The organism is Comamonas thiooxydans, from assembly GCF_000964545.1.
Taxonomy (GTDB): Bacteria; Pseudomonadota; Gammaproteobacteria; order Burkholderiales; family Burkholderiaceae_C; genus Comamonas; species Comamonas thiooxydans.
Window position 1 is genome coordinate 136,916 of sequence record NZ_BBVD01000009.1, and the last position, 25,236, is coordinate 162,151.

Consider the following 25,236-nt stretch of genomic DNA (forward strand, 5'->3'; position numbering starts at 1 on the left):
CGAATTTATTTCAAAATATCTAATATCTTTCGAAAAATCGTGACTTAAATTCACACAAGAGACCAACATAAATAATATTTATAAATTACGCTTCTTTCTGGCAATTTTAGCTTTTGCAACAATCGCAGCAAATGCTACGGACAACTCTATCCCACTCTCACCTTGAGCCAACAAAAGAAGGTAACGCCCAACAATTTCAGGATCAAAATTAGATTTAATAGCGATATCGGTTGCGACATCTAAAGACGGTGATTTTTCTTCGAAATTAAATTTTTCAGCGACATTCGACTCTAGCGAATCATTATTAAACAAGTCACGCGACTCTTTAGCAGGAAGCTTTTCAACGACATTTTTGATCACCTTCTCATCAGAGCGAAATTTTCGAATCTTAACTCGTCGTTTACATAGAATAGTCTGGCCAAATTCCAATCTAAACCATTGATATGACGTATCACCTTGGCGTGTTAAATACACATCACCTAATGGCTCAGCCTCTCCCAAACCAGCTACTACAAATTTATCATTTTCACTGCCGACAACATCCAGTGTTGTTTTTGGCGGCTGCCAGTACAGTGAGTCAGGATAAGTAAATCTAGTTACCACATTATTTTTCTGACTTACTTCATATAGACGCTCTGCAGCCTCTCGGATATACTCTGCATCCTGAATGTTACCTGTAGGTTCATTTTTTGCAACTGCACCTATCAGCGCTCCTGCCATTGTGGCAATGGTATCGGTATCACTCTCCAAAAAATTAGCTACACTTTCTAAAGCAGACTCTGGGCTCATATGACGATGCGCCCATGCTGCACAAAGAGAAAGAATCGCAGACTTGATACCAGATCCTCTTTCATCGGGATTTAGCGCCCCCAAATCAAAAGCGACCTTCCTGTAATCCTCGCTAGTCTCAAGACGACTTTTTGATACAATAAGAAAATCGCTGTACCACTCCTCCGAAACTCGCGCCGTAGCTTCCACCAAGGAGAATCCACTTTCCTGTTCCCACGCAGGAAGCCAAAATGTACTTAAATCGCCATCCTCTGCAACTATTTCCGGCAATAGTTGAATTGCAGTTTCGAAATAGGCCCACTCATCAGGCCTAGGAAGCCTCTCTTCCCGCAGAACAAATGCCAACGATTCAGCATGAACCAAAGCACCGGCTATTGCTCTGACATGCCCATGCGTCACGATAGAGTTCTTAACTACAGCAGAAAGGTAACTCTTACTGTTTAAAAGATCAGGGGCAGCCCAGACATGGGGCTGCACGCGCATTGCAGCCCCATTCCCCCCCCCATTGACGTAAACTGATTTCCCAGTTCGGAAAAAATTACTATACCAAGTAACTGAAGAATGACCTAGAGAGGTTGCAGCCGACTTACTACCCAAACCAGCTCCCAATGCATAACTAAGCCAAACAGGAAGCTCTACTTTAGCAAATGATTCTATATCGAAATATCCATCAGCCTGAATTGACCTGCAAGTTGCCAGTCTCAACTGGGTATCATCGGAGTATGTCCCGGCAGGTAAATCCACTGAGGCACCAAAGCGCCCCCCAATAAGACGACGCCAAGGAATAGTGGTAGAAACAGAAAGAGAGCCCCCCGTCCGATGAGCAACTACAGAGCTCCCCCCGAGCTCTGTAATAAATCCCAGAGCATCTCCGTAGGCAGCCCATAAAGCTGATCTCAGTGTACGCTCTCTTCGAGAGTTACGCGACTTCTCAGCATTCATTCAATTACTCCAAACAGGCTTTTCTTTACAGAAATAGGTATATGAGAATGGCCCACCGCCGCCATTTGACCAGCCAACTCATCGCCGCAATCCTCATTATACACGTAAACCTCCTGTATATAATCCGTAGAAAGTTCTCCAGGATACAATACTTCAGCTTGATTACAAGTTGGCTGGTTTTCTGGAACACCTTCCTGACGGAAAACCGTTTTCCCTCTCCATTGCTCTATATTTGAAGCAAACAAACTTTGTAGACCACGCTCCCCTACTCCACGAGACACACCACTATACATGTTATTTGTTGTCGCGAAATAAACGCCATTATGATCCATTACTTCTGGATTAATTGAGAATATTGCCCACCAAAAATTCTGCTCTCTATGCCAATTATTTGCAGATATAGAAAAAAATCTTGAATTAATTGACGTTATAGACAAATTCACATAGTCATGCCACGCCGCATCTCTACTTCGATCTTTAGCGTTAGGAAAAAATATTTTCTCTAACTGCGGATCCTTCTTCAACCGAGCAAGAGGCTTGATTGCGTTGCAAGCCAAAACGCCGAGCGCTCCACGATTCGTTGTGAAGTGAAGTAGCTCTGCTATCCCACGCTGCTGAATTACATCAGGAATCGTCATACTGCGACCCTTGTACAGAATGCAGGATTGAAGAACTCTGCCAAGCGAGGAGCATCGTCAGGACGATATCCAATAGTTACTGTTTTTCTAGCGCGCCCAACCCCCATCGCGACCAATCTTCTGGCCGCAATTTCTTGCTCTTTTATATCATCCTCATTATCAGCAGTGTAATCAGCCAATGTTTCCTCATCCAATCCCAAAATAAAAACATGATCAAATTCCAGCCCCTTAGCCGAATGCAGTGTGCTTAGTGCAATATTTTCATCACCGCCCGGCCAATCTACCTTTCTTTCAATTGACACATAATCCATACCATTTTCCTGCAGCACTCTCTTTGTATAGCTAAACCATCCATAGCCCTTGGGATGCAAGAAAGCAACTGATTCACTATTAAGATCCACATTTTCACGAATAAAATTGACTGCAAAATCAATTTGACCGGGGTATCTCCCAATTAAAATATTTGGCTTTGGCCCAATCCGATTAGCACTGCTAAAGTCCGGAAGACTACCATCGTCATCGACAACAATTCCTTCCAACAAAGCAGCAGCAAACTGCGCTATTTCTCTAGTATTTCTATAATTCGATATTAGCCTATGACTATTTTCTGGGCGAATATTTAATCCAACTTCGCTCCAAATGAATTTTTTATCGTAAATCCGCTGCGCACTATCTAAAACAAAAGTAACAGTATACTCATCTGAGATCTGATTCAAAACTGCACGTATCTCATTATTTGAGAAATCCTGAGTTTCATCGAGAATTACTATGTCATTACGCTCATAATTATTGACTGCCAAGTTAACAGCAATGTCATTCCAGTCCATTAGATTATTTTTATTTTTATATTCCATAAATGGAAATATAACCCTCTCGAGCAACTCCATCCTTGCAGGCTGTAACATTCGCGGCATTGTGCCACGACCATCTCTACGAGCCGTCAAATAGTCTGTAAAGTTTTCAGGAAGAAAACGCCCCATCACATAAAGTGCTTCATCAACTGCAAATTCTCTAGGAAGATCTAAAGCAGCAGCTAATTCTCTTAGCTTAACTCTACAACTATCTAAATCAATTATTTTAGGATCACCAACCAATTCCTTACCCCAACGCGAAAATGTATCTACAGTTAGAGTAATTTGATCGCCTTCTTCAAACTGTTGAGCAGCTAACTCCGCAATATATCCTCGCAAAGTTCGGTTAAATGTCAAAACAAGTACTTTTAAAGGATCTCGCGTTTGTTGTCGACGAACGCGCCTAAGGTGAAATCCAACCGAAGCGCGAAGTTTTAATAACGCCGTTGTCGTTTTTCCACTACCCGCAGCTCCACGTATTACCGAAACACCAGTAGGGACCCTGGAAAATAGAGCAAGCTGCTCTGGTGTTGGCCTAACATCCATCAATGCACGCACGCCTGAACCCTTTCGTTGGAACTTTTTGCAAAAATCACGAAGTTATCAAATTTACATTTGAACACAAGCAAAGGGGGCAGCCAACTTGGATCTCACCGACATCGTTGTATGTTGCACTCGTGACGCCAGTAGCCCTCAAGACAATGACACTTGGGTCCTTCCTGACGAAGGCGGTATTTAGTACAGACCCAACAGCTCTCATCACTTCGCTAGGAGAGCGAACGTGGCCGATGATCTTCTTTGACCTTGATCAAAGACTCGTCCATCAGGCTATTTCACACGCTGTGCCTGCAGCACAAGCAAGACCTCGGTACCAGACGACTCATGACCTTTGGTGTGCAAGAAACTGGGCAAGAACGAAAGTCCATCGTGGCTGCTAGAGGTCTTGTCTTCCGCCAAGCCCCCCAAGACGATCACGTCACCGTCCTGCAGGCCCACCGTGGTCTTGAGCTCTCGCTTGGTCAGAGTCGGGCTGTTGTTCACGCCAGTGGTGGTCTTGATGAAGTCTGAGAGCTGCTGACTGATCTCCATTTCAATCACCGCATCGCGAACCGTCGGCCTGATGTCGAAGATCACGCCCGAGCTGCGGTATTCAACCGACTGCACGGCCTGGCCAGCCCCTTGCGGGAATGACAGCGCCCCTAGCACCGGCACTTCCTGGCCAACGCTGAACACGCCGCGCGTGCCCGACTGAATGCGCAGCGATGGCGACGAAATCACCTTGAAGCGGCTGTCCGTCTCCAGCATGGAATACACGGCATCGAGCGCTGTATTCTTGAGCTGAATGAAGTTGCCCAGGTTGCCCACGGCCGAACCGATACCCAGATTGAGCTTGCCGCCCAAGAGGTTCGCCAACAGTCCAAACGCCGAGCCTGATTTGTCGGTACGGCTAACCTCATAGACCAGACCGCGCACCAACACTTCGCCTGTGGCCACATCGACCTGAGGCAAAAGTTGCTGTAGTTTCTCAATTTCCTGTTGAATGCCGGAGAACAGCAGCACGTCGGCGTCCTGGTCGATCATGGCGGCCGCCGAGCCGTTGGGCACGTGGCCTTCGGGCATGGCCTGACCCGAAGCCCGGACACTGCGGTTGACCGAAAACGATCCCTTGAACAATGGCGCCATGATCCGGGCCAGGTAGGCTACATCGCGGTATTGCGGCCGGTACAGGTGCAGGCGGGCCTCCGGTGGCTGCGCCTCTTCGGTTTTGCGCTTGCGCACGAAGTCCACGCCGCCCTTGCGCTCCACGGCGTAGCCCAGGCTGCCCAGAAACCCATCCAGGAAGGCTTGCAGATCGCCTTGCCCGCTCTTGTAGCGGAAGGACACGGTACGCGTGTCGCTCAGGACTTCGGGATCGAGCACATAGGGCGTGCTCAAAGCCTCGCCGTAGAGCAGTTGGAGCACCTGGGCCACGTTGGCAGACTGCAGATCGAAGCTGGCCGCTGGGTTCGTGGAGTTAGCAGCATGGGCGGGCAGTGCCAGGCCCAAGCTGATCGCCAGGCAGCAGGCCACCAGGGAGGAACGCAGGCGCTTCATGGCTTGGCTCCTGCGCTGGGTTGCGGACCACTCCAGGCCGTCACGCGCTGACCATCGACCTCGCCGACCATGGCTGCACCCACGTGCATGAAGGCCGAGGGATGCTCTAGGCGCAAACGACCTCCCTCACCTTCTATGACAACAAACTGTTTACCTTGCGCCTGGAGCATTCCAACGAGACGCCAAGCACCCGAAATTTGCATGCCTCTTTGCGCTGAAATTGTCTTGAAATTGCTCTCGCGTGCAATCTCTGTGGATGCTGAAATTGTCTTGCTAGAGCTATCAGTACCGCTTGGTTTTGCGCGCGAGCCATTGAAGAAACCCAAGATGGTGTAAACACCCCATCCGAACAGCAGTACCACGCCCACGGCCAGAAACCACAGCTTGGGGTTGCGCAACACGTTCTGCCGGCTGTCCACCTGCAGTTCCTTGCCCGTGCCGCCGGTGTAGCTGCTGTACAGCGGAAAAATCTTATCGTCGTAGCGCTTGTTCTCGACCGACACGCGGCCCTTGGCCGTGAGCTTGTAGCCTTCCCACATTTCGACGCGGTAGGTCTTCTGCCAGCCCAGGGTCTTGATCTTGGTGGTTCTGAACGTGACTTCGACCACGACTTTCAGCGTGCGGTGCAGGTCGGTAATGTCCTGCACCATCAGCACCAAGTCGCAGCAGACCTTGGTGTCGGAATGCACGAAATGCCGGTGTTCGCGGAAGAAGATCTTGTGTTCGGGCAGCAGCTTGCAGTCCGTGCCCCAGAATCGCCAAGCCTCGTCAATGCAGATGATATCGCCAGGCTGGCAGAAGGTATCCACGTCCTGGCCGTACGGCAGAAAGCTGGCTTTGGACACATCGTCGTTGGTGCAATGCACGACCTCGCCGAGCTGTTCCATTGGCACGCTGAATTTGTCTTGGCAGTAGGCGCGAATGGCATCGCTGTCGATACCGTCCACGTTGGTGACCACGCGGCGTCCGGCCTTGACGGCGGGCACGATCACCGAGGACACGCATTCATAGGATTTTCCAGACCCCATCAGGCCCGTATAAGTGTTGATGGGCATGGGCTATCCGATCACCGGCATGCGGCGGATGATGAAGCGCGTGGCATAGGCCGACACCAGAGCTGAAATCCCCATCGGCAAATGGAATGCATCGAGGAAGAACCAGGTGCTGGCCGTGATGCTGGACAACGTGCCATTGAGGGAACTGGCATTGGGCAGCAGCGCCGCGATGAAGCCCACGAACTCATTGGTGATGAAGTACAGCGCGAAGAACAACGCAAACTTGACCAGCAGCGAGCGGAACACCCAAGCCAGGACGGAATTGAGAGCAGAGAGCAGGATGCCAAACATGGTTCACTCCCTCACGCCGACAGCACGATGAACAGGGCCAGGGCCGCCCAGGCGAAGGCCATCGCCATCTGCAGGATAGGCTTGTTGTCTTCGATCAGCTTGCAGTGGGCATCAAGCACATGGGTGCCATACAGCTCGATAGTCGGCCTAGGGCAAACGCCCGTCTGCCCCTGGGCCTGGAACGTGCGCAGATCAGGCGCTAACTGCAAAATGGGATTAGCGATTTGTTGAGCCGTAGGGATCGACTCCAAAGTGGGCGCGCCGATACCAGGGTCGGGTCCAAGGTTCGCTTGTGGGTTGTCCTGCGCTGGGTTCGTGGTGCCCGTGTTTGGTACAGAAGGTGTCGGGGCTATCGCAGTCGGATTCGACGGTAAGGCCCAAGGATTGGACCCCGCTTCGGGCACAGGATTAGGCGACACGAAATCACGCACAGTCGGCGCATATTCTGGGTTAGCTTGTAGCCAAGGCTGCGCTTCAGCTTGTGTGATGGGGTTGGATTGCGGATACGGCAAGCCGTCATAACCCGGCTGAGATGCGGCCTGTTGCCAAGCTTGGTTCGCCAGTGCGGCGACCAGGGCCGGATTCAAAGACTTGTTGAGTTCGGTTTCGGGTAAATTGTTGATTGCTTCTTGTGGCGTCAGGCCCTGCGCATCGGGAAATGTGTTTGGTAGCGGGTAGGAGAATGACATGCAGGTACTACCGACTGCCTGCATCCCGGCCCCGCAGCTCACTGACGCATTTGCCGTCAAAGTCACCCGATAGTTACCACACCAGTAGGCCGTTGTACCGTCCGCAAAACAGGTGGGCTCAGAGACCGTTGGATACCCCTGCCGCTTCATGTCCGTGTACCGATACTCGCGTGCCAGGGCATCTGCATTCGCACCGTAGTGATCCGTCCCAGACCAATCTCGATAAGTCCACACACGATCACCTGCGTTGAAAGCTCCCGACGGATAAGCCGAGTTTTCCGCACTCGATTGATCAATCAGTCCATCATCACGAAAAAGCCAATTCACGAGCGCGTCTATGCCAAGAGACACGGCATAGGTGATCACAGCGCCGATACCCGCCGCAAGAGCCACCGTTGCCCATGCCGGTGCCGTCACGGTGCCCACCGTGATCGCAGCAGCCGAAGTGCCAGCAACAGCCGACAGGCCCGGCGAAACACGCGCCAACGTATTCCCGAACCGTGGATCATTGGCGGCAAAGCCCCGCCCTCGCATCGCATCCTGCAAGACACCCGATACCGCGCGGTTAACACGCTCAGGTTGAGGCTTGGGAAGTGCCTGCGACCAGCCCGGAACCGGCAATAGCAGCAGCAAGCACAGCTTGGCAATCAGCCAGGATTTGAAGAATCTCATTCCAGCCCCTTGATGAGTGCCCAGGCACAGGTGATGCCCCAGGCAAAGATGAATAAGTACCAAAGAGAAGTCATCAAAAACTCCGTTCCAGAAAGCAAACGAGCGGGGTGATCAGGCCCGCCCGATTCACTCAATTTGTGATTGCTTTAGCCGCCACGAATCCAGCGCAGGGCCATCTTGGCTGCCGTCATGGTCGCGTAGATGGCGGCCAGCACACCAGCTACCGCCAGCACAGCCGTGACCACATCACTTGCCTTGAAAGCACCGGTGATGGGCGACAGATCGATGGCAGGCGCGGTCTGTGCCGATGCCACACCGCTGGCAAGAACCAGGGCCATGGTGGCTGCCGTGGCGATCACGGTCTTGGGGTTGAATTGCTTCTTCATACGAAGTCCTTTCTTGGGTTGTTTGAACGGGAACCGCCCGCTCGTCGGTTGGCTTCATCCATGACGGATGAGCCGCAAAACTTCACCAACTCCCCGGCCGACCAGGAAGAACAGCACGACGACACCGAAGCCCATGCCGAAGGCCTGGGCCACATCGCCGGGGTCGAGCTGGGGAGCGGCACTGCTGAGTTGCTGGAGCGCTTGCAGATCGACGGCAACCTCCTTGCGATAGGCGTCCGGGCATTGGCTGGCGGTAATGCCGGCCTCGGTGCCGTGGGGCGTTTCGCAATAGAGGATGTAGGCTTGGCTCACTGCACGAACTCTTCGCAGCTCAGTGGTTGATAGAGCTGGATCAGCGAGGCACGACCGTCGAAGTGATCGACGGCAGCGTGCACGGCCGCTTCGCGGGTATCGAAGGGCACGGCGTGAGCCAGCAGGCTTTGGGTCACGACGCCACCCTCACCATCCGGCGCAAGAAAGGCACCGTCATCAATGGACTGGACGTACCAGCAAGGGCGGCAGTCCATGTCAGGCCCCCTTGACCGGCTTCGTGATTTCCAGCGGGCGCAAGCTGACGATCTGGGTCTTTTGCGTCTTGCCGTTGGTGACGATTTCCAGCTCGGCTTCGCAGTCGATGGGAAACGGCAGGTGCTTGTACTTGTGGTATTCGTCGCTGGTGCCGAAGTTGTATTCGGCAGTGGCAAAGCCTTTGCCCATGCCTTTGCTGTCGTCCAGCGCGGTCTGCACGTAGATCTTGGTGCTGTCGTAGGACTGCCCGCTTTCCAGCTGCCCCTTGCTGCCCTTGATGCCTTGCACGGTGATGCGGGATGTGAACTTCATGGTGTTTCCTTGATTCCGGCGTTAAGCAGTCGCCAGCCCGGCCGGTTCGGGAGGCGTTGAAGAAAAGCGTTTGAGGGATTTGCGGATGCCCGCACGCATGGCCTCCAGTGACAGGCCATTGAGTGATTTCGGGAGTGGTCGATGCGCCTGGTTTTCCGCGATGTCCATCAGCCAGTCGAAGCCGGCGGCAAGGGAGAGATGCACCAGGGATGGGGCGACGGTGCGTTCAAACCAGCGCACCGTTCGTTCGACGGAAGACTCCGCAACTTTTTGCAGCGTGGGAATGGCCTGGGGTTCGACGTTTTCCAGGATGCGGGCAGTGAAGCCGTAGGCTCCGGCAAAGAAAGAGGCCGGGCGGATCAACGTTTCCAGAGGGATGACCCGGTTTGCACTGCGCAGCTCGACTTCGGCACGCCACCAGGGATCGTCCAGCAGCTTGAACTGGTGGCCTTTGTCGTAGCCTCGGAACATTTTTCCGCTGTCGCGCTTGCCCACATAGAACGTGGAGGCAAACCCTTTTTTGCTACCGGCGTCATCGAACGATGGCTTGCGCCCCCGGTAGGAGAATTCGTCATTCTGGTAGGCCTCGTAGGCCGCATCGAACCCGTATTTGCCATCGAAGAAATCTCGGGCCAGGTCAATGCGGGTCACCTTGCCTTGCAAGGGCAGGAAGAAGTCATACAGGCGCTGTTCCCAGCCTGCTTGCCCGAAGGTGCAGCCTTCCCCCTTCACAGTAAAGCAGAAGGTGCCGCGCTGGCTGGCACCACCACCGCTAACGCTGGCCACTTCCTTGCCGTGCTCGTTGATGATGGTGTACGAGTGGTCGTAATAGTCCCGGCCTGGCCGAGCTTCACCGGGCAGAAAGCCCAGGAGCTTGGCGAAATGAACAGCCAGGTCTTGCACGATCTCGCTGTCGAGCTGCAGGCCATCCACGATCAGCTCACCCTTGCTGGGAATCTGGGCCGCAAACAAGGCTTCGCGCTGGACGGTGCAGCGGAAGTAATCCACGATGACACCGGCATCGGCATATGCGGCGCGCTCGGCACAAAGAAGCTTGACCTTCTTGCCTTCGAGCACCAGGCGCTCGTCAGTCTGGTAGCTCACCTTCATTTGTTCATCCCCGTATTACTCGGGGGGGATACGCGGCGCGAAGCGCCCCGGCGGCTGTCCTCGCTGCGCTGCGGGCAGGCGCCGGAGCGCTCCGTGTTAGCGATCGCGGCCGCATCCATGCTGGTGAACGTGAAGCTATTCATCGACCACCTCACATCCCGCACCGATCAGCTTTGCAGCGATCTTTCGGGCCTCCATGAGGTAAGCGTCGTCACCATGCAGCACATGCGCGCGACGCACGATGTAAAGAAGGCGGGCACCGCCGCTCATGCCGAAGAAGTTCATAACGAGAACTCCGCTGCGCGCTCTGCAGCCAGAAGGCGGATGGCTTCCACATTGATGAAGACACGTTTGCCGATCGTGATTTGCGGCCAGTAGCCACGCTCAGCCTGCGCCACCAGAACACCAACAGGCAGACCGATGACCTGTGCAAATGCCTGCCGAGTCATCAATGGGCTATACGCAGTGTGCGAAAACGAAGAAGCGTGCCGCCCTGCTGCTACAGCGCCTTGATTGCCAACTCGATCTTGCTCATCAACCGTCATACCACCCCCAATTCATACCATTTTTTGGTACGTTTTGATTGTGGCATCGATCCGTACCAAATTCAAGTACGATTCACAAAATCAGCAACACATCAAAGAACCCATGACAGACTTCAATGACATCCGCGAACGGGTCATCTGGGTCATAAACCACTCCGTGGGAACAACTCACAAGTACCCCTACCTAGAGGAGCGCACCGGAATCAGCGCTCGCAAATGGAAAAACCTTTGCAACAGGGTTCAACAACCCAGCATCGAAATGATCGCGGCTCTAGCTCGCGAGTTCAGACCCAAGTACCTAGAGTGGATGGTGATGGGCGAGGTCATGAGCAGCACGCAAGTTGACCCCTCGGAAGAGGAACACTTCAGCGGCTCATTCGCGCACCCTGAACTTCGAGGGGAAGAGCGCCAAGCCTTGGCCGCAGTTTCCCCGGCAGAAATTGCAGAAGCGGAAAACGCGTTCAACGCCATATTCACCCAACCTCCAGCACGCAAAACACGACGTGGCACTCAAAAAGACTGAATCCGGCTGGCTCGTAGACAGCCAGCCTGGTGGCCGTGGTTCAAAGCGCTTCCGCAAGACATTCAAAACGCAGGCCGAGGCCAAGGCATGGGAGGCTTGGCTAAAGACACAGGTCAACCAAGATGCAAAGTGGCAACCCGAGAAAAGAGACACGCGCAAGCTCAGTGAGTTGATTGACCTCTGGCATACCCTCCATGGGATCAGCCTCAAAGCCGGCGCCGATACCTACAACCGGCTCAAGCTCGCTTGCGCTGCCATGGGTGACCCCATAGCCGACCGGTTCACGGTCAACACCTTCACGGCATATCGCACCGAACGGCTCGCGGCAGGCATAGCCCCCAACAGCATCAATCGCGAGCATGCCTATCTGCGCTCCGTATTCAATGAACTGCGAAGACTCGGGCAATGGAGCAAACCCAACCCCCTTGCCGAACTGCGCCAGTTCAAGGTGCAAGAGTCCGAGCTGTCTTACCTGGCAGTGGATCAAATCCACGAGCTTTTATCGGAGCTACAGAAGGGCAAGAATCGCCACGCAGCGATGGTCGCAAGGGTCTGCCTGGCAACCGGTGCGCGCTGGAGCGAAGCCGAGAGTCTGGAAGTCCGCCACCTGCGCAACGACCAGATTCAGTTTGCAGGCACCAAGTCCGGAAAGGTGCGCGCCATCCCTATCGAACCCGAATTTGCACAGCAGCTTCGATCACATCATCTCAAAGCAGAGACAGGCCAGCGCCTTTTTGCTCCCTGCTACGCGGCGTTTCGCGATGCCGTCGGGCGCTCCGGCATCGGGCTGCAGGATGGGCAGCTCACGCATGTGCTGCGGCACACGTTCGCATCGCACTTCATGATGAATGGGGGCAACATCCTGGTGCTCCAGCGCAGCCTGGGCCACGCCAATCTGGCCATGACGATGCGCTACGCCCACCTGGCCCCCGATCACCTGCAAGAGGTGGTCCGGCTCAACCCGTTGTCTGCGTTGACAGTTGGTTGACAACTGGAACGAAAAAAGGACTTAGGTGTTAACCTAAGTCCTTGAATTCTTTGGTGGGTCCTGCGAGATTCGAACTCGCGACCAACGGATTAAAAGTCCGCTGCTCTACCGACTGAGCTAAAGACCCTGCCACACATCAAAAGCAGTAGTTGCCTAATCAGTGGAATGACGTTATTGTAATCTATTTTTTCCGGCTCTTTGCCTAATTCTTGAATTAGTTGGATTAGCTTGGTTTGCGAGCCAACTGATCAAGTACCCAGCCTGCTGCGCACTGACCAAAGGTAGCTGTCACAGCCACGACCGAGCCATAGCCGTGGCAGTTGAGACTGCCATCACCGCCCTCGATTGAGCAAGATGCATCAGGTGGTGCGACAGCCTCGCGGCTGAACACACAAGTCACCCCCATGCGCTTGCCATCCTTGGGAGCGCCATGCTGCTTGCGCAGTCGGTAGCGCAGCTGCGATAGAAGCGGATCATGGGTTGTCGCACTCAGGTCTGCAATGTCCACCAAGTGGGCCATGCGCTTGCCACCTGCAGCACCAACGGAGATAAAGCACTGCCTGGTTTTGCGCGCATGCGCCGCCATTTCGGCCTTGGCCTTGATCTGATCGCAAGCATCTATCACCGCATCAACATCTGCCGGCAAGAGTTGCTGCCAGTTGTCTGGATCGACAAATTCATCGATGCAATTGACCTCGCAGGCTGGATTGATCTCGGCGATGCGATCACGCATGGCATCGATCTTGGCCTGACCGACAGTGCTGGTCAGCGCGTGGATCTGGCGATTGATATTGGACTCGGCCACATGGTCCATATCGATCAGAGTCAAGCGGCTCACGCCGCTGCGCGCCAGAGCCTCGGCCGTCCATGAACCGACTCCGCCCACACCAACCACCACCACATGGGCCGCACGAATCCGGGCTGCCCCCTGCACGCCGTAGAGGCGCTCCAAACCGCCAAAGCGGCGCTGCACATCTGCTTCTTCCATAGAAAAAACAGCGCCGGATCGGGGCGCTGTTTCCGCTTGAGGCTGAGAATATTCGGCCATTACTTGAGCGTCGCCAGCTTGGACTTGGCAATCCCTGCGGCTTCCGAGTTCGGATAGGCCTGCAGCAGCTCCTCCAGGGTCTTGCGAGCTGCCTTGGTGTCCTTGAGTTCCACCAGACAATTGGCGATGGACAGGGCCGCTTCGGGTGCACGAGCATGCATGGGCGCATTGGTCATGACCGAACGGAAATTGGCGATGGCATTCTTGTAGTCGCGCGTGGCGTACTGCGAGTTGCCCAGCCAGAAGCGCACCGACGGCGTATAGCCGCTCTTGGGCCATTGGCGCAGGAAAGCGGCGAAGGCCTGACCGGCCTCGGGGAACTTGCCCGAACGGAACATGCCCAGAGCCTGCTCGAATTCCTGCTGCTCATTGCGATCGGCAGTGAACTCCACGCCGTCCACGGTGACGCTGACGGGCTCGAACTGACGCAGGCGCTCGTCAAAGCCCTTGGCCAGATCTTTCTGGCCACGCTGCAACTCCGCGGCGTCGCGTGTCAGTTGCTCGTTCTGACCTCGCAGCTTGGCCTGGTCCGACTTGAGCGACTCGATCTGCGACTGCAGATCCAGCAGGCTGCGGCGGGTCTGCTCCTGCGATTGCTGCAGGCTGTCAACGCGCTGGCGCAGTTCGATGATGGCGCGGCGCGCCTCGTCATCACCAAACAGGGCTGCATGGGCGCTGATGGCAGAGCCGGCCAGCAGGCCGGCCGCCACCATGCGAGGCAGCGTTGCGTGACGGAGAGTCAACAAGGCCTGCTTCATCATTAACGGTAGTTGATTTCAACGCGACGGTTTTGGGCGTAAGCGTCTTCGCTATGACCTTCAGCAGCGGGCTTTTCCTTGCCGTAGCTCACCGCTTCAACCTGAGCGTCGTTCACGCCCAGCAGGCCCAGAGAACGGCGCACGGCTTCAGCGCGCTTTTGACCCAGGGCCAGGTTGTATTCACGGCCGCCGCGCTCGTCGGTATGGCCTTCCAGCTGCACCTTGGCTGCGGGGTTGGCCTTGATGAACTTGGCATGGGCTTCGATCTGGGGCTGTGCATCAGCCTTGACAGAGTAGCTGTCAAAGTCGAAGTAGACGATGCGGCTGACACCCTGAGGGCCTGCCTTGGAAGCGGCGGAACCGGTCAGGTCCACGCCCGACACGCCACTTTGGCCCTGGCCGCTTGCGCCAGCACCCTGGCTGGACAGCGAACCGTCAACGGGCTTGTCGTCCAGCTTGACGCCAGAGCTGCAACCTGCGACCAGCGCGGTCACAGCCAAAGCCAGGGAAAGACGTTTGATAGTCAACATGAGATTTCTCCGAACAGTCCACAACGGACTTCATCACTAGAAAGAAAGAGGGAAAGCAAACTTCAGATCAGTGTTTTTGGAACGGGCCCCAGTCGGGCTCACGTATGTCTCCACTTGCACCGGCTAGACGCGCCTTGATCTTGCCGTCCAGCGTTGTGGTCATGAGTGCTTCACGGCCGCCCTGAATGGTGGCGTAAACAATCAGACGGCTATTGGGCGCAAAACTCGGGCTTTCGTCCGCCGTGGTGTCCGTGACCGAGTTCACTGTGCCTGTCGCCAGATCCATGACCTGGAGCTTGAAACCACCGCCTACGCGGGAGATATAGGCCAGCCATTTGCCGTCGGGGCTGATGGCGGGCGAGATGTTGTAGTTGCCGGTGAAGGTCACTCGCTCGGCGCTGCCGCCCGAGGACGAGACCTTGTAGACCTGAGGTGCACCGCCACGATCGCTGACAAAGTAAATGGTGCGGCCGTCACTGGAGAAGCAGGGCTCGGTATCGATGCCGCTGCTTTGCATGAGACGACGGGGCTCGCCGCCCTGGGCGCTGAGAAGATACAGCTGCGAGCCGCCGTCGCGGCTCAGCGTCACGGCCAGACGGCTGCCGTCTGGCGACCAGGCGGGAGCGCTGTTGGAACCGCGGAAGTTGGCCAGCAGACGACGATGGCCGCTGGCTACATCATGCACATAGACCACGGGCTTGCGTGACTCGAAGGACACATAGGCCAGTTGCGTGCCGTTGGGCGCCCAGGCTGGGGAAATGATGGGCTCGGGACTGGACAGCGCGGACTGGGCATTCTCGCCGTCCGCATCGGCAATCCACAGGCGGTAATGGGCACCTGCCTTGGTCACATAGGCAATGCGGGTGGAGAAAATGCCTTTCTCGCCCGTGAGCTTTTCATAGATGTAGTCGGCAATGCGGTGGGCCACGAGGCGCAGATCGCCGGTGGTGACTGCGAAGCCCTGACCACCCAGATCCTGGCCCTTGACCACATCCCAAAGGCGGAAGCGCACATCCCAGCGGCCATCCGCCAGACGCGTGATGCTGCCGGTCGCCAGCGAATCGGCACCCTTCTGACGCCACTGGGCCACATCGGGGCGTGAGGTCTCGTCAAGCGCCAGGCCCGAGGCATCCACACCGCGGAACTGTCCGCTGCGCTCCAGGTCGGCCTGGATGATGGCGGAAATCTTCTGTGGGGCCGAGCCCTCTCCCTTGAACTGGGCAATTGCGATCGGCAACTGTGTCAGGCCCACGCCTGTTACCTCAACCCTGAACTGGGCCAGTGCCGGAAGGGCCGGCGTGGCGGCTAACGTTGCCAGCATGGCTCTGCGGGAAGCGCGCGGCCCTGCCGCCCAGGTTGTCAGGGATGGAAGTCGGTCAATAGTCATTGGCAGCCATCAAAATTTCCGGAATTGCCCGGTACAAACACAAGCGCGAATGTTACACACACTGACGGATTCCTGATGTAAGAACGTGCTCAGTAGGGTGATCAAACGCAAGTGCCACAAAACTTTCAGATCGGGAGCATGCCAGAGTCTGCAGGAGCGCAGAGGCAATCCCCTCGCCGATTCTGCCGCAGGCTTGCGCTTTATATTCAAACAGGCATAGTTGGTTACAACTTCATCCCAAATTTCATCTATTGAGATCCGTGCGGACTCCAAAAGCACAAGCCCTAAAATCACGCGCTTATGCAAGCCACACCGTCCCCATCGCCGAGCGAGACCGCCAAGGCCGTCCCTGCCCCAGCTCCCGCTCAAGCAGCCCCCGTCAATCCATCCGAGCTACCGCTGATGCAGCGCCTCAAGCGCCTGACGCCTTATTTCTCGGGCCAGCGCTGGGCCTGGGGTCTGGCCATCCTGGCCACGCTGGTGGGGGCAGCCACCGAGCCCGCCATGCCGGCACTGCTCAAGCCCTTGCTTGACAGCGGCTTTACGGCTGGCTCGCTTGCGCTGTGGACGGTGCCGGTGTTTCTGATCGGCCTGTTCGTCATTCGCGGCCTGGCCCAGTTCACGGGCCAGTACGCTCTGGCACGCATCACCAATGACGGCATGCTGGGTCTGCGCCAGAAACTCTTCGAGCGTCTGCTGGCCGCCGACATGAGCCTGTTTTCCAGGCAATCGGCATCGGCACTGTCCAACACCATCGTCTACGAGGTACAGACCGGTGCCCAGCAGCTGGTGCAGGCCATGATGAGCATCTCCCGCGACGGCTTCACGCTGATCGCCCTGCTTGGCTACCTGATCTATCTGAACTGGCAGCTCACGCTGATCGTGGCCTTCATGGTGCCGGGTGTGGCCTGGGTCATGAAGACGCTGTCGCGCCGCCTCTATCGCATCACCAAGTCCAGCCAGACGGCCACCGACGAGCTGGCCTATGTGGTGGAGGAGAACGTTCTGGCCCACCGCATGGTGCGCCTGCATGGTGCCCAGGCTTCGCAGCAGTCGCGCTTTGGCGAGTTGAGCCGGCAGCTGCGCGGCCTGAACACCAAGGCCACCATCGCCTCGGCCGCCATGACGCCGCTGACCCAGGTGCTGGCGGCGATTGCGCTGTCGGTGATTCTCTGCATCGCCCTGTGGCAAAGCCGCGAAGGCGGCGCCGCCATCGGCTCGGCCAGCGTGCAGGACGTGACCGTGGGCGGCTTTGCCGCCTTCATCTCGGCCATGCTGATGCTGATTGCGCCCATTCGCCGCATAGCCGATGTGGCCAACCCCATCACGCGCGGCGTCGCCGCACTGGAGCGTGGCCTGGCCCTGCTCGAAGGCTCCACCGACGAGCAAGGCGGTAGTTTCAAGCCCTCCGCCAAGGTCAGCGGCGCACTCCAGCTGAGCGATGTGAGCGTGCAGTTCGGCGCGGACAAGGCTCCGGCCCTCTCGCACCTGAGCCTGAACGTCAGAGCCGGCGAAGTCGTAGCCCTGGTCGGTCCGTCCGGTGCCGGCAAGACCACGCTGGTCAATCTGCTGCCCCGCTTTTTCTCGCCCACCAGCGGCCAGATCACTCTGGAAGGCGTGCCCGTGGCCGACTGGGACCTGAACACGCTGCGCCAGCAGTTCGCCATGGTCAGCCAGGACGTGGTCATGCTCAACGACAGCGTCGCGGCCAATGTGGCGCTGGGCAAGGATATTGACGAGGCCCGCGTCTGGTCCGCGCTGGAGGCGGCCAATCTGGGCGACTTTGTGCGCAATCTGCCTCAGGGCCTGCACACCCTGGTGGGCCACAATGCCAGCCAGCTCTCGGGCGGCCAGCGCCAGCGCCTGGCCATTGCGCGCGCGCTCTACAAGGACGCGCCCATCCTGATTCTGGACGAAGCCACCTCGGCGCTGGACAACGAATCCGAGCGCCTGGTCCAGCAAGCCCTGAACCGGCTGATGCAGGGCCGCACCACGCTGGTGATCGCCCACCGCCTGTCCACCATCGAGCATGCGGACCGCGTGGTCGTCATGGAGCGCGGCCAGATCGCCGAGCAAGGCTCGCATGCACAGCTGATGGAACTGGGCGGCCTCTACGCCCGCCTGCACAATCAGGTGCGCAGCTCGACCCCCGGAGAGCCTCAAATTTAAGAGCTGCTACCGCATATAAATAAAGGACTTCAGAGTCAAATGACCCTGAAGTCCTTTTTCATTGGGCGCTAGCAGCTATCAAAATAGTAATAAGTGGCGCTGAACCCCGTCCGCTACCAGCTCCCGCGCGAGGGCTGGGTACGGCGCTCATGCTGCAGCGCCTTGCCCAGCAGATCGACCATGTACTGCCGGTCCACGAGTCTGGCGAAATCCGCTGCCGTCATATTGCGCTGGTTGCGCAGCGTGATGTCCGCCCCCTCCTGCAGCAGCAGCCTGACCACGGCTTCGCTGCTGTACTGGGCGGCCAGCATCAGCGGCGTGCTGCCGTTCGGTGAAGCGGCATCGATATAGGCGCTTTCCTCCAGCAGCAGCTTGATGATGTCCAGCGTCTGCGGCGTATCGGCAGAGGCCGCGTAATGCAGCGGCGTCCAGCCCTCGCGATTGACGTCGGCACCGCGCTTGATCAGCTCGCGCACAATGTCGAGATGGCCCTTGATGCAGGCCATCATCAGCGGCGTCTCATTCTGGCGCGAGGCCAGATTGACATCGATGCGCGGCGCCTTGAGCAGCACATCGAAGACTTTGAGCGAGTCCTGATGCAGGGCCGCCACTAGCCCCGGCCGCCCGCGCGAATCCAGGGTGTTAGCGTTGAAGCCGCGAAAGATCAGATTCACCATGGCACTGGAGTTGTCGCTGACCAGCGCCCGCGAATAGTCCTCGTAGTCATTGGCTCGTGCCAGTCCTGGCAGGCCAGCCACCCCGACGACGGCAGCACCGGCCCAGCGCAGGCTCTGGCGGCGGCTCAATGATGATGCAATCGATGGGGCAGCAAAAAGACTCATGCACTGGCTCCAGAGTTCGCTGACAAGGTCACGCCCTTGAACAGGCGGTCAAAGTTGGCACTGGTGGCGGCGGCCACCTCCTCGATGGAAATGCCGCGCACCTCGGCAATCTGCTTGGCCACAAAGGGCACATATGAAGGATTATTGGTCTTGCCGCGGTAGGGCACGGGCGCCAGATAAGGACTGTCGGTTTCTATCAACAGCCTGTCCAGCGGAACGAAGGCCGCCACGTCGCGCAGATGCTGGGCATTCTTGAAGGTCACGATGCCCGACAGGGAGATGTAGTAACCCATGTCCAGCCCGGCACGGGCCACTTCGGCGGTTTCGGTGAAACAGTGAAACACCCCGCCGGCCTGGGTGGCGGAATCCGCCTCGCCGCACTCGCGCAAAATGCCCAGGGTGTCGTCAGAGCTGCTGCGGGTGTGGATGACCAGCGGCTTTTGCGTGATCTGCGCCGCCTTGATATGCGTGCGGAAACGCTCGCGCTGCCATTCCAGATCGGCAATCGTGCGACCACCCTTGCGGTCTTCCATGCCGTAGTAATCGAGACCGGTCTCGCCGATCGCCACCACGCGCGGCAACGCTGCGCGCTCCACCAGGTCCTGCACGCTGGGCTCGGTCATGTCCTCGGTGTCGGGGTGCACGCCCACGGTGGCCCAGAAATTGTCGTAGTCCAGCGCCAGCTGGTGCACTTCGGGAAACTCTTCCATCGTCGTGCTGATGCACAGCGCGCGCGTGACCTTGGCAGCAGCCATGGCTTCGCGGATCTGCGCGATATTGGCGCTCAGCTCGGGGAAATTCAGGTGGCAGTGGGAATCGGTAAACATAGAAATTGGACCGCTCCTGAGCGGCTGCGCCGCTTCCCCAGGGGACGACGCCATCGCTGCGAGACGGCTCTTGCTCGGCGTCTCTGATGTGGGAGCGCGCCAGTGTTAAAAATCAGATTGTCTGGGTCGGCTTCTCGGAGCTCAGGGCCGTGCCCAGAATCTGCTCGATCTTGGCCTTGAGCTCGGCGGACTTGGCATCCTTGGGAAACTGGATGCCCACGCCCTGGGTGCGATTGCCGGAAGCACGCTCGGGTGTCACCCAGGCCACACGGCCCGCGACCGGGTAGCGCTGCGGATCGTCGGGCAGGGTCAGCAGCACATAGACATCATCGCCCAATCGGTAGTCACGCTGCGTGGGCACAAAAATCCCCCCTTCGGCGAACAACGGAATATAGGCGGCATACAGCGCCGCCTTCTCCTTGATCGCCAGCTGCATCACGCTGGGACGAGGGGTGGTAGTTGCGTTCATAGTGGATAGCAGAATTCTTGTGGCAGCCGGGCGGCTGTACTCGCGAGGTTAACACCCGGAAAAATTTTGACCAAACCCTTGCCTCATGACCTAGCGCACGGCTCTGGCGGCTTTGCCCGAGATCAGCACCGCCCGAGCCCTGGAGGCCAGGGCCTCCATCATCAACCCGGCATTGAAGGGGTGATCGGCCGTGCGCGCCGCCTGCACCAGCTCGCGTGACCATTCGGCCAGCAGCGCCATGGGCAGCGGCTTACCCGGCAGATCGGCGGGCGAGAAATACCGGGGCTCGCCGCCGCCGGCCAGGGCCATCAGGTCATGGCAGATTTTCTGCAGCGCCTGCACGGCATCCACGGGAGCAAAAGCCGCCAGCGCAGCCACATCTCCCTTGGCCAGCTGCCTTGGCAGTTGCGCCCAGGCTGCGGCCTTGCCCGCGTCCGCCGCCATGCGCAGCGCATCGCCGGGTCGGCCGCCGGCAGCCTGCAAGACCGCAGCGGCATCCGACTCGTTAAGACCTTGCGCCTGCAGCCACTGCGCGGCCTCGGCCGCCGCAGGCCAGGTCATGGTGTGCGTCAGGCAGCGGCTGCGAATGGTGGGCAGCAGCTGGTGCGCTGCCTCGCTGGCCAGCACGAAGCGGGTGTCTCCAGGCGGCTCCTCCAGCGTCTTGAGCAGGGCGTTGGCGGTAATCGCATTCATTTGCTCGGCCGGGTAGACCAGCACGGCCTTGCCGCGTCCGCGCGCGCTGGTGCGCTGGCAGAACTCCACGGCATCGCGCATGGCTTCCACGCGGATTTCCTTGCTGGGCTTGCGCTTTTTGTCGTCGATGTCGGCCTGGGCTTTTTCCGGCAGCGGCCAGCCCAGCTCCATCATCTGCACCTCGGGCATGAGCACGCACAGATCGGCATGGGCACGCACCTCAATGGCATGGCAGCTGGCGCAGTGGCCGCAAGCGCCTTGCGCAGACGGCTGCTCGCAAAGCCGGGCGCGCACCAGCGACAGTCCCAGAGCGTACTGGCCCAGACCCGAAGGCCCTTGCAGCAGCCAGGCATGGCCACGCTGGGCCAGCAGGCGGCCACGCTGCGCGGCGATCCAGGGCGCTTCAACGTCGACGGCACTCATGGCTTGCTGCCCACCATGATGGCCAGCCAGCCCTTGCGCACCACGGCCTGGGTGATCTGCTGCCACACGGCGTGGCGGCTGGCATGGGCATCGATGCGCACAAAGCGCTGAGGCGCAGTCCGGGCTCGCTCCGCATAGCCTTGGGCCACGCGAGCAAAGAACTCGCCGGGCTGGGCTTCGAAGCGGTCGGGAACACGGGCCGTGGCCAGTCGCTCGGCCGCCACTTCGGCAGGCAGGTCAAACCACAGCGTCATGTCGGGCTCGCGCATGAAGTCCGGGGACGGCCCTGCCTGCAGCGCAGTACCGGTCTGAGCCATGCGCTCCAGAACCGACAACTGCTCCCAGCTGAAGCCGCGGCCCGCGCCCTGGTAGGCGAAAGTGGCATCGGTGAAGCGGTCGCTGATGACCACCTCGCCACGCGCCAGCGCTGGCTCGATGACTTGCACCAGATGGTCGCGCCGGGCCGCGAAGGCAATCAGCGCCTCGGTCAGCGGGTCCATGGCGTCATGCAGCATCAGGGCGCGCAGCTTTTCGGCCAGTGGCGTGCCGCCGGGCTCGCGCGTGAGCGTGACCACCCGGCCCTGATCGCGAAAAGCCTGGGCCAGTGCCTCGATATGCGAGGACTTGCCCGCGCCATCGATGCCCTCAAAACTGATGAACAGACCCTTGGGTAAAGCTGTACTCACTGATATTTCCTCTAGTGCGGCGCATGGCGGCACCAGTTGTTTGATTCGACACAGGGCACAGACCACGGCCTGCAGCCCTCAAGGATTGCTTATTGACCGCGTTGGTAGCGGTTGACGGCCCTATTGTGCTCGTCCAGCGAGGCGCTGAAATGGCTGGTGCCATCGCCCTTGGCCACGAAGTACAGAGCCTTGGTCTGATCGGGCTGCACGGCCGCCATCAGCGCAGCCTTGCCGGGCATGGCGATCGGCGTGACGGGCAGGCCCGCACGGGTATAGGTGTTCCAGGGCGTGTCCTCCAGCAGATCACGCTTGCGCAGATTGCCGTCAAAGCTGGCCCCCACGCCATAGATGACCGAAGGATCGGTCTGCAGGCGCATGCCTATGCGCAGGCGGTTGGAGAAAACGCCGGCAATCTGTGCGCGGTCTGCGGCGCGGCCGGTTTCCTTTTCCACGATGCTGGCCAGGATCAGGGCTTCATCGGCGGATTTGAGCGGGGTATTGGCCGCCCGCATGGCCCAGGCATCAGCCAGACGGCGATCCATGGCATGCAGCGCACGGCGCAGCACGGCCATGTCCGAGCTGCCCTTGGCGTAGGTATAGGTGTCGGGGAAGAAGCGGCCTTCGGGCGGCACGCCCGCGCGCTCCAGTGCCGTCATCACGGCCTCGTCGCTGAGCCCTGCGCTGTCTTGCTTGAGGAATTCCTCACGCGCCAGCGCCGCACGCACCTGACGCCAGTTCCAGCCTTCGACAAGCGTCAGCGCACGCAGGCTTTCCTCGCCACGCGCCAGCTTTTGCAGCAGCACATAGGGCGTGAGCCCCGTGCTCAGTTCGTAGTTGCCAGCCTTGATGGCGCGGTCCTTGCCAGAGAAGCGAAACCACGCATAGAGCAGGCGCGCATCGGTTTGCACCCCGGCCTTGACCACGTTTTGCGCCACGCCACGTGGCGTGGTGCCGGGCTCTATCTCCAGCTCCAGACTGGGTTCGGACAACTGCAGCGGCTGGTTCAGCCACCACCAGGCGCCTCCCGCCGCCAGGGCAGCCAGAAGCAGCAAAAATATCAGTGCTCGAATAAGGGCACGCACAAGCTAGATCCATCAGTACACAGAGCGACGATCATAATTCAGCCATGACCCAGCCCAAGACGCTGCCCCTGAACGGCATTACCCCCATTTCCCACCTTGGTGTCATCCGCGCCGTTGGCGCCGACGCAGCCAGCTTTCTCCATGGCCAGTTGAGCAACGATTTCGCGCTGCTCAAGTTCGATCAGGCCCGCCTTGCGGCTTTTTGCACGGCCAAGGGCCGCATGCTGGCCAGCTTTATCGGCTTCAGGCGCAGCGCTGATGAAATTGTGCTGATCTGTGACCGCAGCCTGCTAGCCCCCACGCTCAAGCGCCTGTCCATGTTTGTGCTGCGCGCCCAGTGCAAGCTCAGCGATGCAACAGCCGACTTTGCTCTCTACGGCCTGGCCGGCCAGGCCGCCGAGCAGCTTGCCGGCAAGAATGCGGCGGCCTGGGCGCTCAAGCAGCAAGGCGATGCCCATGTGATCGCGCTCTACCCCGCTGCAGGCAACCAGCGTGCGCTTTGGGTAGGCCCTGCGGGCCAGGCCCCCGAAGGGCAGTTGCTGAGCGAAGACCTCTGGCAATGGTCCGAAGTCCAGAGCGGCGTGGCCACGCTATCGGCTCCCGTGGTCGATGCCTTTGTGCCCCAGATGCTGAACTACGAATCCCTGGGCGGCGTCAACTTCAAGAAGGGCTGCTACCCCGGCCAGGAAGTGGTGGCTCGCAGCCAGTTCCGCGGCACGCTCAAGCGCCGCGCCTATCTGGTTCATGCCGAGCAGGCTCTGAGCGTCGGCCAGGAAGTCTTCAGCGCCGAAGACCTCGAGCAGGCAACCGGCACCGTGGTGCAGGCAGCAGCAGCTGTGCAAGGCGGCTGGGATGCCATCGTCTCGATGCAGATTGCCTCTTCCAGCCGCGACGATCTGTTTGCCCATGCTGCGCTGGCCGAAGGCCAGAGCGCCGATGCGGGCAAGGGCATTGCGCTGCAGCCCCTGCCCCTGCCCTACGAGCTGCTGGCGGATATCTGAACGTCTCGGGCCCGCACTGCCGCAGGCCTGGCAGTGCGGGCCCGGCCACCGCTAAACTTTACTTGCACCTGGGTCATTATCTTTTCCTCAAAAAGATAGCAGACCCCGAAGGCTGACTCTGCGTTCGCATTGATTCCTCCCACTTGCTGGACGACAAAGTCCTGCCGGACGGCAGTGGGCTGCGACGCCTCAACGGCCAGACTTTGCTGGAGCCCGCAGCGCAGCTGCAGCGACCGCCTCCACCCGCAGCATTGCCAGCACCAGCGCCGTGCAGCTGGCCCAGCAGACCGTGGCGGCCTGCAGCGCCGACGGCTACAACGTCAGCGCCTCGGTGGTGGACCGCTCGGGCGTGCTGCTGGCCATGGTGCGTGCCGGTGGGGCAGGTCCTCACACCGCTGAAGCCTCGCGCGCCAAGGCCTTCACCTCTGCCTCGTCGCGCAACCCCACCAGCGGCATCGCCAAGGCCATTCAGTCCAATCCAGATGCGGCCGGCATGGCGAATATCCCTGGCTTCCTGGTACTAGGTGGCGGCGTGCCCCTGAAGACCGGCAATGAAACCATTGGTGCGATTAGTGCGATTGGCGTGGCCGGTGCGCCTGGCGGCTATCTCGACGAAGCCTGCGTTCATAAGGCCATCACCGCGCTGAAGGATCAGCTGCAGTAAAGCTGCCGGCACGCAGGCTAGAAAGAACAGGCTTCGAGCCTGCGTGCGGCAAAGCCTGCGAAGCAGGCAGCAGAGCTCTCCCGCCAGCGGGTGGCCCCCACCTTCAGCCGCCCGGTCACCTCTGCCCCGGACCTCGCCCGAACGGACTCAGAAGACCCCGTAGCGATAAGCCACATAGGCAGCCGCCGCCACCCCGATCAGACAGAGGACGGTCATGATTCTTGCCATGGGTGCTCCTTCGCAT

At 58.5% G+C, this 25,236-nt stretch carries 29 protein-coding genes and 1 tRNA gene; 5 read left to right on the top strand and 25 right to left on the bottom strand.

Annotated features, from left to right (window positions below):
* Positions 1–78 precede the first annotated feature (78 nt).
* From Cth01_RS15820 to Cth01_RS15885, 14 genes are all read right to left on the bottom strand, one after another.
* Positions 79–1,731, bottom strand: coding sequence for an ADP-ribosylglycohydrolase family protein (locus Cth01_RS15820; protein ID WP_072248270.1), 1,653 nt, complete (start codon positions 1,729–1,731; stop codon positions 79–81).
* Positions 1,728–2,369 carry a DarT ssDNA thymidine ADP-ribosyltransferase family protein gene (locus Cth01_RS15825; RefSeq protein ID WP_072248271.1) on the bottom strand — a complete coding sequence of 214 codons (642 nt, stop codon included), beginning with the start codon at positions 2,367–2,369 and terminating at the stop codon, positions 1,728–1,730. Before Cth01_RS15825 ends, Cth01_RS15820 begins: the two co-directional genes overlap by 4 nt.
* A complete protein-coding gene (locus Cth01_RS15830) occupies positions 2,366–3,778 on the bottom strand; it encodes a 3'-5' exonuclease (RefSeq protein ID WP_072248272.1) in 1,413 nt (470 codons plus the stop codon). The genes Cth01_RS15825 and Cth01_RS15830 overlap by 4 nt, the downstream gene beginning before the upstream one ends.
* A 270-nt stretch (positions 3,779–4,048) precedes the next feature.
* Complete coding sequence (locus Cth01_RS15835) at positions 4,049–5,314, bottom strand: type II secretion system protein GspD (protein WP_052703350.1); 1,266 nt, start codon at positions 5,312–5,314, stop codon at positions 4,049–4,051.
* Entirely contained in the window at positions 5,311–6,369 is a 1,059-nt protein-coding gene (locus tag Cth01_RS15840; protein ID WP_045839709.1) for a zonular occludens toxin domain-containing protein, read from the bottom strand. Before Cth01_RS15840 ends, Cth01_RS15835 begins: the two co-directional genes overlap by 4 nt.
* A 3-nt stretch (positions 6,370–6,372) precedes the next feature.
* Positions 6,373–6,660 carry a DUF2523 family protein gene (locus tag Cth01_RS15845; protein WP_045839710.1) on the bottom strand — a complete coding sequence of 96 codons (288 nt, stop codon included), beginning with the start codon at positions 6,658–6,660 and terminating at the stop codon, positions 6,373–6,375.
* 11 nt (positions 6,661–6,671) lie between these two features.
* Positions 6,672–8,021 carry a hypothetical protein gene (locus tag Cth01_RS15850; RefSeq protein WP_055477404.1) on the bottom strand — a complete coding sequence of 450 codons (1,350 nt, stop codon included), beginning with the start codon at positions 8,019–8,021 and terminating at the stop codon, positions 6,672–6,674.
* 146 nt (positions 8,022–8,167) lie between these two features.
* Positions 8,168–8,407, bottom strand: coding sequence for a hypothetical protein (locus Cth01_RS15855; RefSeq protein WP_233425187.1), 240 nt, complete (start codon positions 8,405–8,407; stop codon positions 8,168–8,170).
* Between the two features lie 54 nt (positions 8,408–8,461).
* Positions 8,462–8,719, bottom strand: a complete 258-nt coding sequence (locus tag Cth01_RS15860; RefSeq protein WP_045839712.1) for a hypothetical protein — start codon at positions 8,717–8,719, stop codon at positions 8,462–8,464.
* Complete coding sequence (locus Cth01_RS15865) at positions 8,716–8,934, bottom strand: hypothetical protein (protein ID WP_045839713.1); 219 nt, start codon at positions 8,932–8,934, stop codon at positions 8,716–8,718. Before Cth01_RS15865 ends, Cth01_RS15860 begins: the two co-directional genes overlap by 4 nt.
* A gap of 1 nt (position 8,935) precedes the next feature.
* On the bottom strand, positions 8,936–9,247 hold the full coding sequence (locus tag Cth01_RS15870; RefSeq protein WP_045839714.1) for a hypothetical protein: 312 nt from the start codon (positions 9,245–9,247) through the stop codon (positions 8,936–8,938).
* Between the two features lie 21 nt (positions 9,248–9,268).
* A complete protein-coding gene (locus tag Cth01_RS15875; RefSeq protein WP_045839715.1) occupies positions 9,269–10,357 on the bottom strand; it encodes a replication initiation factor domain-containing protein in 1,089 nt (362 codons plus the stop codon).
* A 135-nt stretch (positions 10,358–10,492) separates the two neighbouring features.
* Entirely contained in the window at positions 10,493–10,642 is a 150-nt protein-coding gene (locus tag Cth01_RS15880; RefSeq protein WP_156160280.1) for a hypothetical protein, read from the bottom strand.
* A complete protein-coding gene (locus tag Cth01_RS15885; RefSeq protein WP_139032099.1) occupies positions 10,639–10,902 on the bottom strand; it encodes a hypothetical protein in 264 nt (87 codons plus the stop codon). Before Cth01_RS15885 ends, Cth01_RS15880 begins: the two co-directional genes overlap by 4 nt.
* Positions 10,903–11,005: 103 nt before the next feature.
* On the opposite strand from Cth01_RS15885, the gene Cth01_RS15890 reads away from it, so the two are divergent.
* Positions 11,006–11,425: a hypothetical protein gene (locus tag Cth01_RS15890; protein ID WP_055477405.1), complete on the top strand. Its 420-nt coding sequence runs from the start codon at positions 11,006–11,008 to the stop codon at positions 11,423–11,425.
* Positions 11,406–12,413, top strand: a complete 1,008-nt coding sequence (locus Cth01_RS15895; protein WP_045839717.1) for a phage integrase — start codon at positions 11,406–11,408, stop codon at positions 12,411–12,413. The genes Cth01_RS15890 and Cth01_RS15895 overlap by 20 nt, the downstream gene beginning before the upstream one ends.
* 51 nt (positions 12,414–12,464) lie before the next feature.
* Here the strand turns inward: Cth01_RS15895 and Cth01_RS15900 are convergent.
* From Cth01_RS15900 to tolB, 5 genes are all read right to left on the bottom strand, one after another.
* Positions 12,465–12,540: transfer RNA gene (locus tag Cth01_RS15900), tRNA-Lys, on the bottom strand.
* 96 nt (positions 12,541–12,636) lie between these two features.
* The gene (locus tag Cth01_RS15905) at positions 12,637–13,461 is read right to left on the bottom strand and encodes a tRNA threonylcarbamoyladenosine dehydratase (RefSeq protein ID WP_034356714.1); all 825 of its coding nucleotides are present in this window, start codon (positions 13,459–13,461) and stop codon (positions 12,637–12,639) included.
* Complete coding sequence (gene ybgF, locus Cth01_RS15910; protein WP_012837777.1) at positions 13,461–14,222, bottom strand: tol-pal system protein YbgF; 762 nt, start codon at positions 14,220–14,222, stop codon at positions 13,461–13,463. The genes Cth01_RS15905 and ybgF overlap by 1 nt, the downstream gene beginning before the upstream one ends.
* Positions 14,222–14,749, bottom strand: coding sequence for a peptidoglycan-associated lipoprotein Pal (pal, locus tag Cth01_RS15915; protein ID WP_034356711.1), 528 nt, complete (start codon positions 14,747–14,749; stop codon positions 14,222–14,224). The genes ybgF and pal overlap by 1 nt, the downstream gene beginning before the upstream one ends.
* A 67-nt stretch (positions 14,750–14,816) precedes the next feature.
* Positions 14,817–16,136: a Tol-Pal system beta propeller repeat protein TolB gene (gene tolB, locus Cth01_RS15920; protein WP_034361226.1), complete on the bottom strand. Its 1,320-nt coding sequence runs from the start codon at positions 16,134–16,136 to the stop codon at positions 14,817–14,819.
* 300 nt (positions 16,137–16,436) lie between these two features.
* Here tolB and msbA point away from each other — a divergent pair, with 300 nt between their 5' ends.
* A complete protein-coding gene (msbA, locus tag Cth01_RS15925; RefSeq protein WP_045839718.1) occupies positions 16,437–18,305 on the top strand; it encodes a lipid A export permease/ATP-binding protein MsbA in 1,869 nt (622 codons plus the stop codon).
* 113 nt (positions 18,306–18,418) lie between these two features.
* Here the strand turns inward: msbA and Cth01_RS15930 are convergent, their stop codons facing one another.
* From Cth01_RS15930 to mltG, 6 genes are all read right to left on the bottom strand, one after another.
* Entirely contained in the window at positions 18,419–19,147 is a 729-nt protein-coding gene (locus Cth01_RS15930; RefSeq protein WP_034356706.1) for an ankyrin repeat domain-containing protein, read from the bottom strand.
* Positions 19,144–19,974: a TatD family hydrolase gene (locus tag Cth01_RS15935; protein WP_034356703.1), complete on the bottom strand. Its 831-nt coding sequence runs from the start codon at positions 19,972–19,974 to the stop codon at positions 19,144–19,146. Before Cth01_RS15935 ends, Cth01_RS15930 begins: the two co-directional genes overlap by 4 nt.
* Before the next feature lie 112 nt (positions 19,975–20,086).
* Entirely contained in the window at positions 20,087–20,410 is a 324-nt protein-coding gene (locus Cth01_RS15940) for a PilZ domain-containing protein (protein ID WP_012837773.1), read from the bottom strand.
* Positions 20,411–20,533: 123 nt separating this feature from the next.
* Positions 20,534–21,559, bottom strand: a complete 1,026-nt coding sequence (locus Cth01_RS15945) for a DNA polymerase III delta subunit-related protein (RefSeq protein WP_045839719.1) — start codon at positions 21,557–21,559, stop codon at positions 20,534–20,536.
* Positions 21,556–22,245, bottom strand: a complete 690-nt coding sequence (gene tmk / locus Cth01_RS15950; protein WP_045839720.1) for a dTMP kinase — start codon at positions 22,243–22,245, stop codon at positions 21,556–21,558. Before tmk ends, Cth01_RS15945 begins: the two co-directional genes overlap by 4 nt.
* 89 nt (positions 22,246–22,334) lie before the next feature.
* Positions 22,335–23,327 carry an endolytic transglycosylase MltG gene (mltG, locus tag Cth01_RS15955; protein WP_034356694.1) on the bottom strand — a complete coding sequence of 331 codons (993 nt, stop codon included), beginning with the start codon at positions 23,325–23,327 and terminating at the stop codon, positions 22,335–22,337.
* 44 nt (positions 23,328–23,371) lie between these two features.
* On the opposite strand from mltG, the gene ygfZ reads away from it, so the two are divergent.
* Together ygfZ and Cth01_RS15970 are read left to right on the top strand one after the other, a co-directional pair.
* Positions 23,372–24,328: a CAF17-like 4Fe-4S cluster assembly/insertion protein YgfZ gene (ygfZ, locus tag Cth01_RS15960; protein WP_034356692.1), complete on the top strand. Its 957-nt coding sequence runs from the start codon at positions 23,372–23,374 to the stop codon at positions 24,326–24,328.
* 268 nt (positions 24,329–24,596) lie between these two features.
* Positions 24,597–24,992 (top strand): GlcG/HbpS family heme-binding protein, encoded by a 396-nt coding sequence (locus tag Cth01_RS15970; protein ID WP_233425188.1) that lies wholly within the window; start codon positions 24,597–24,599, stop codon positions 24,990–24,992.
* Positions 24,993–25,236 lie beyond the last annotated feature (244 nt).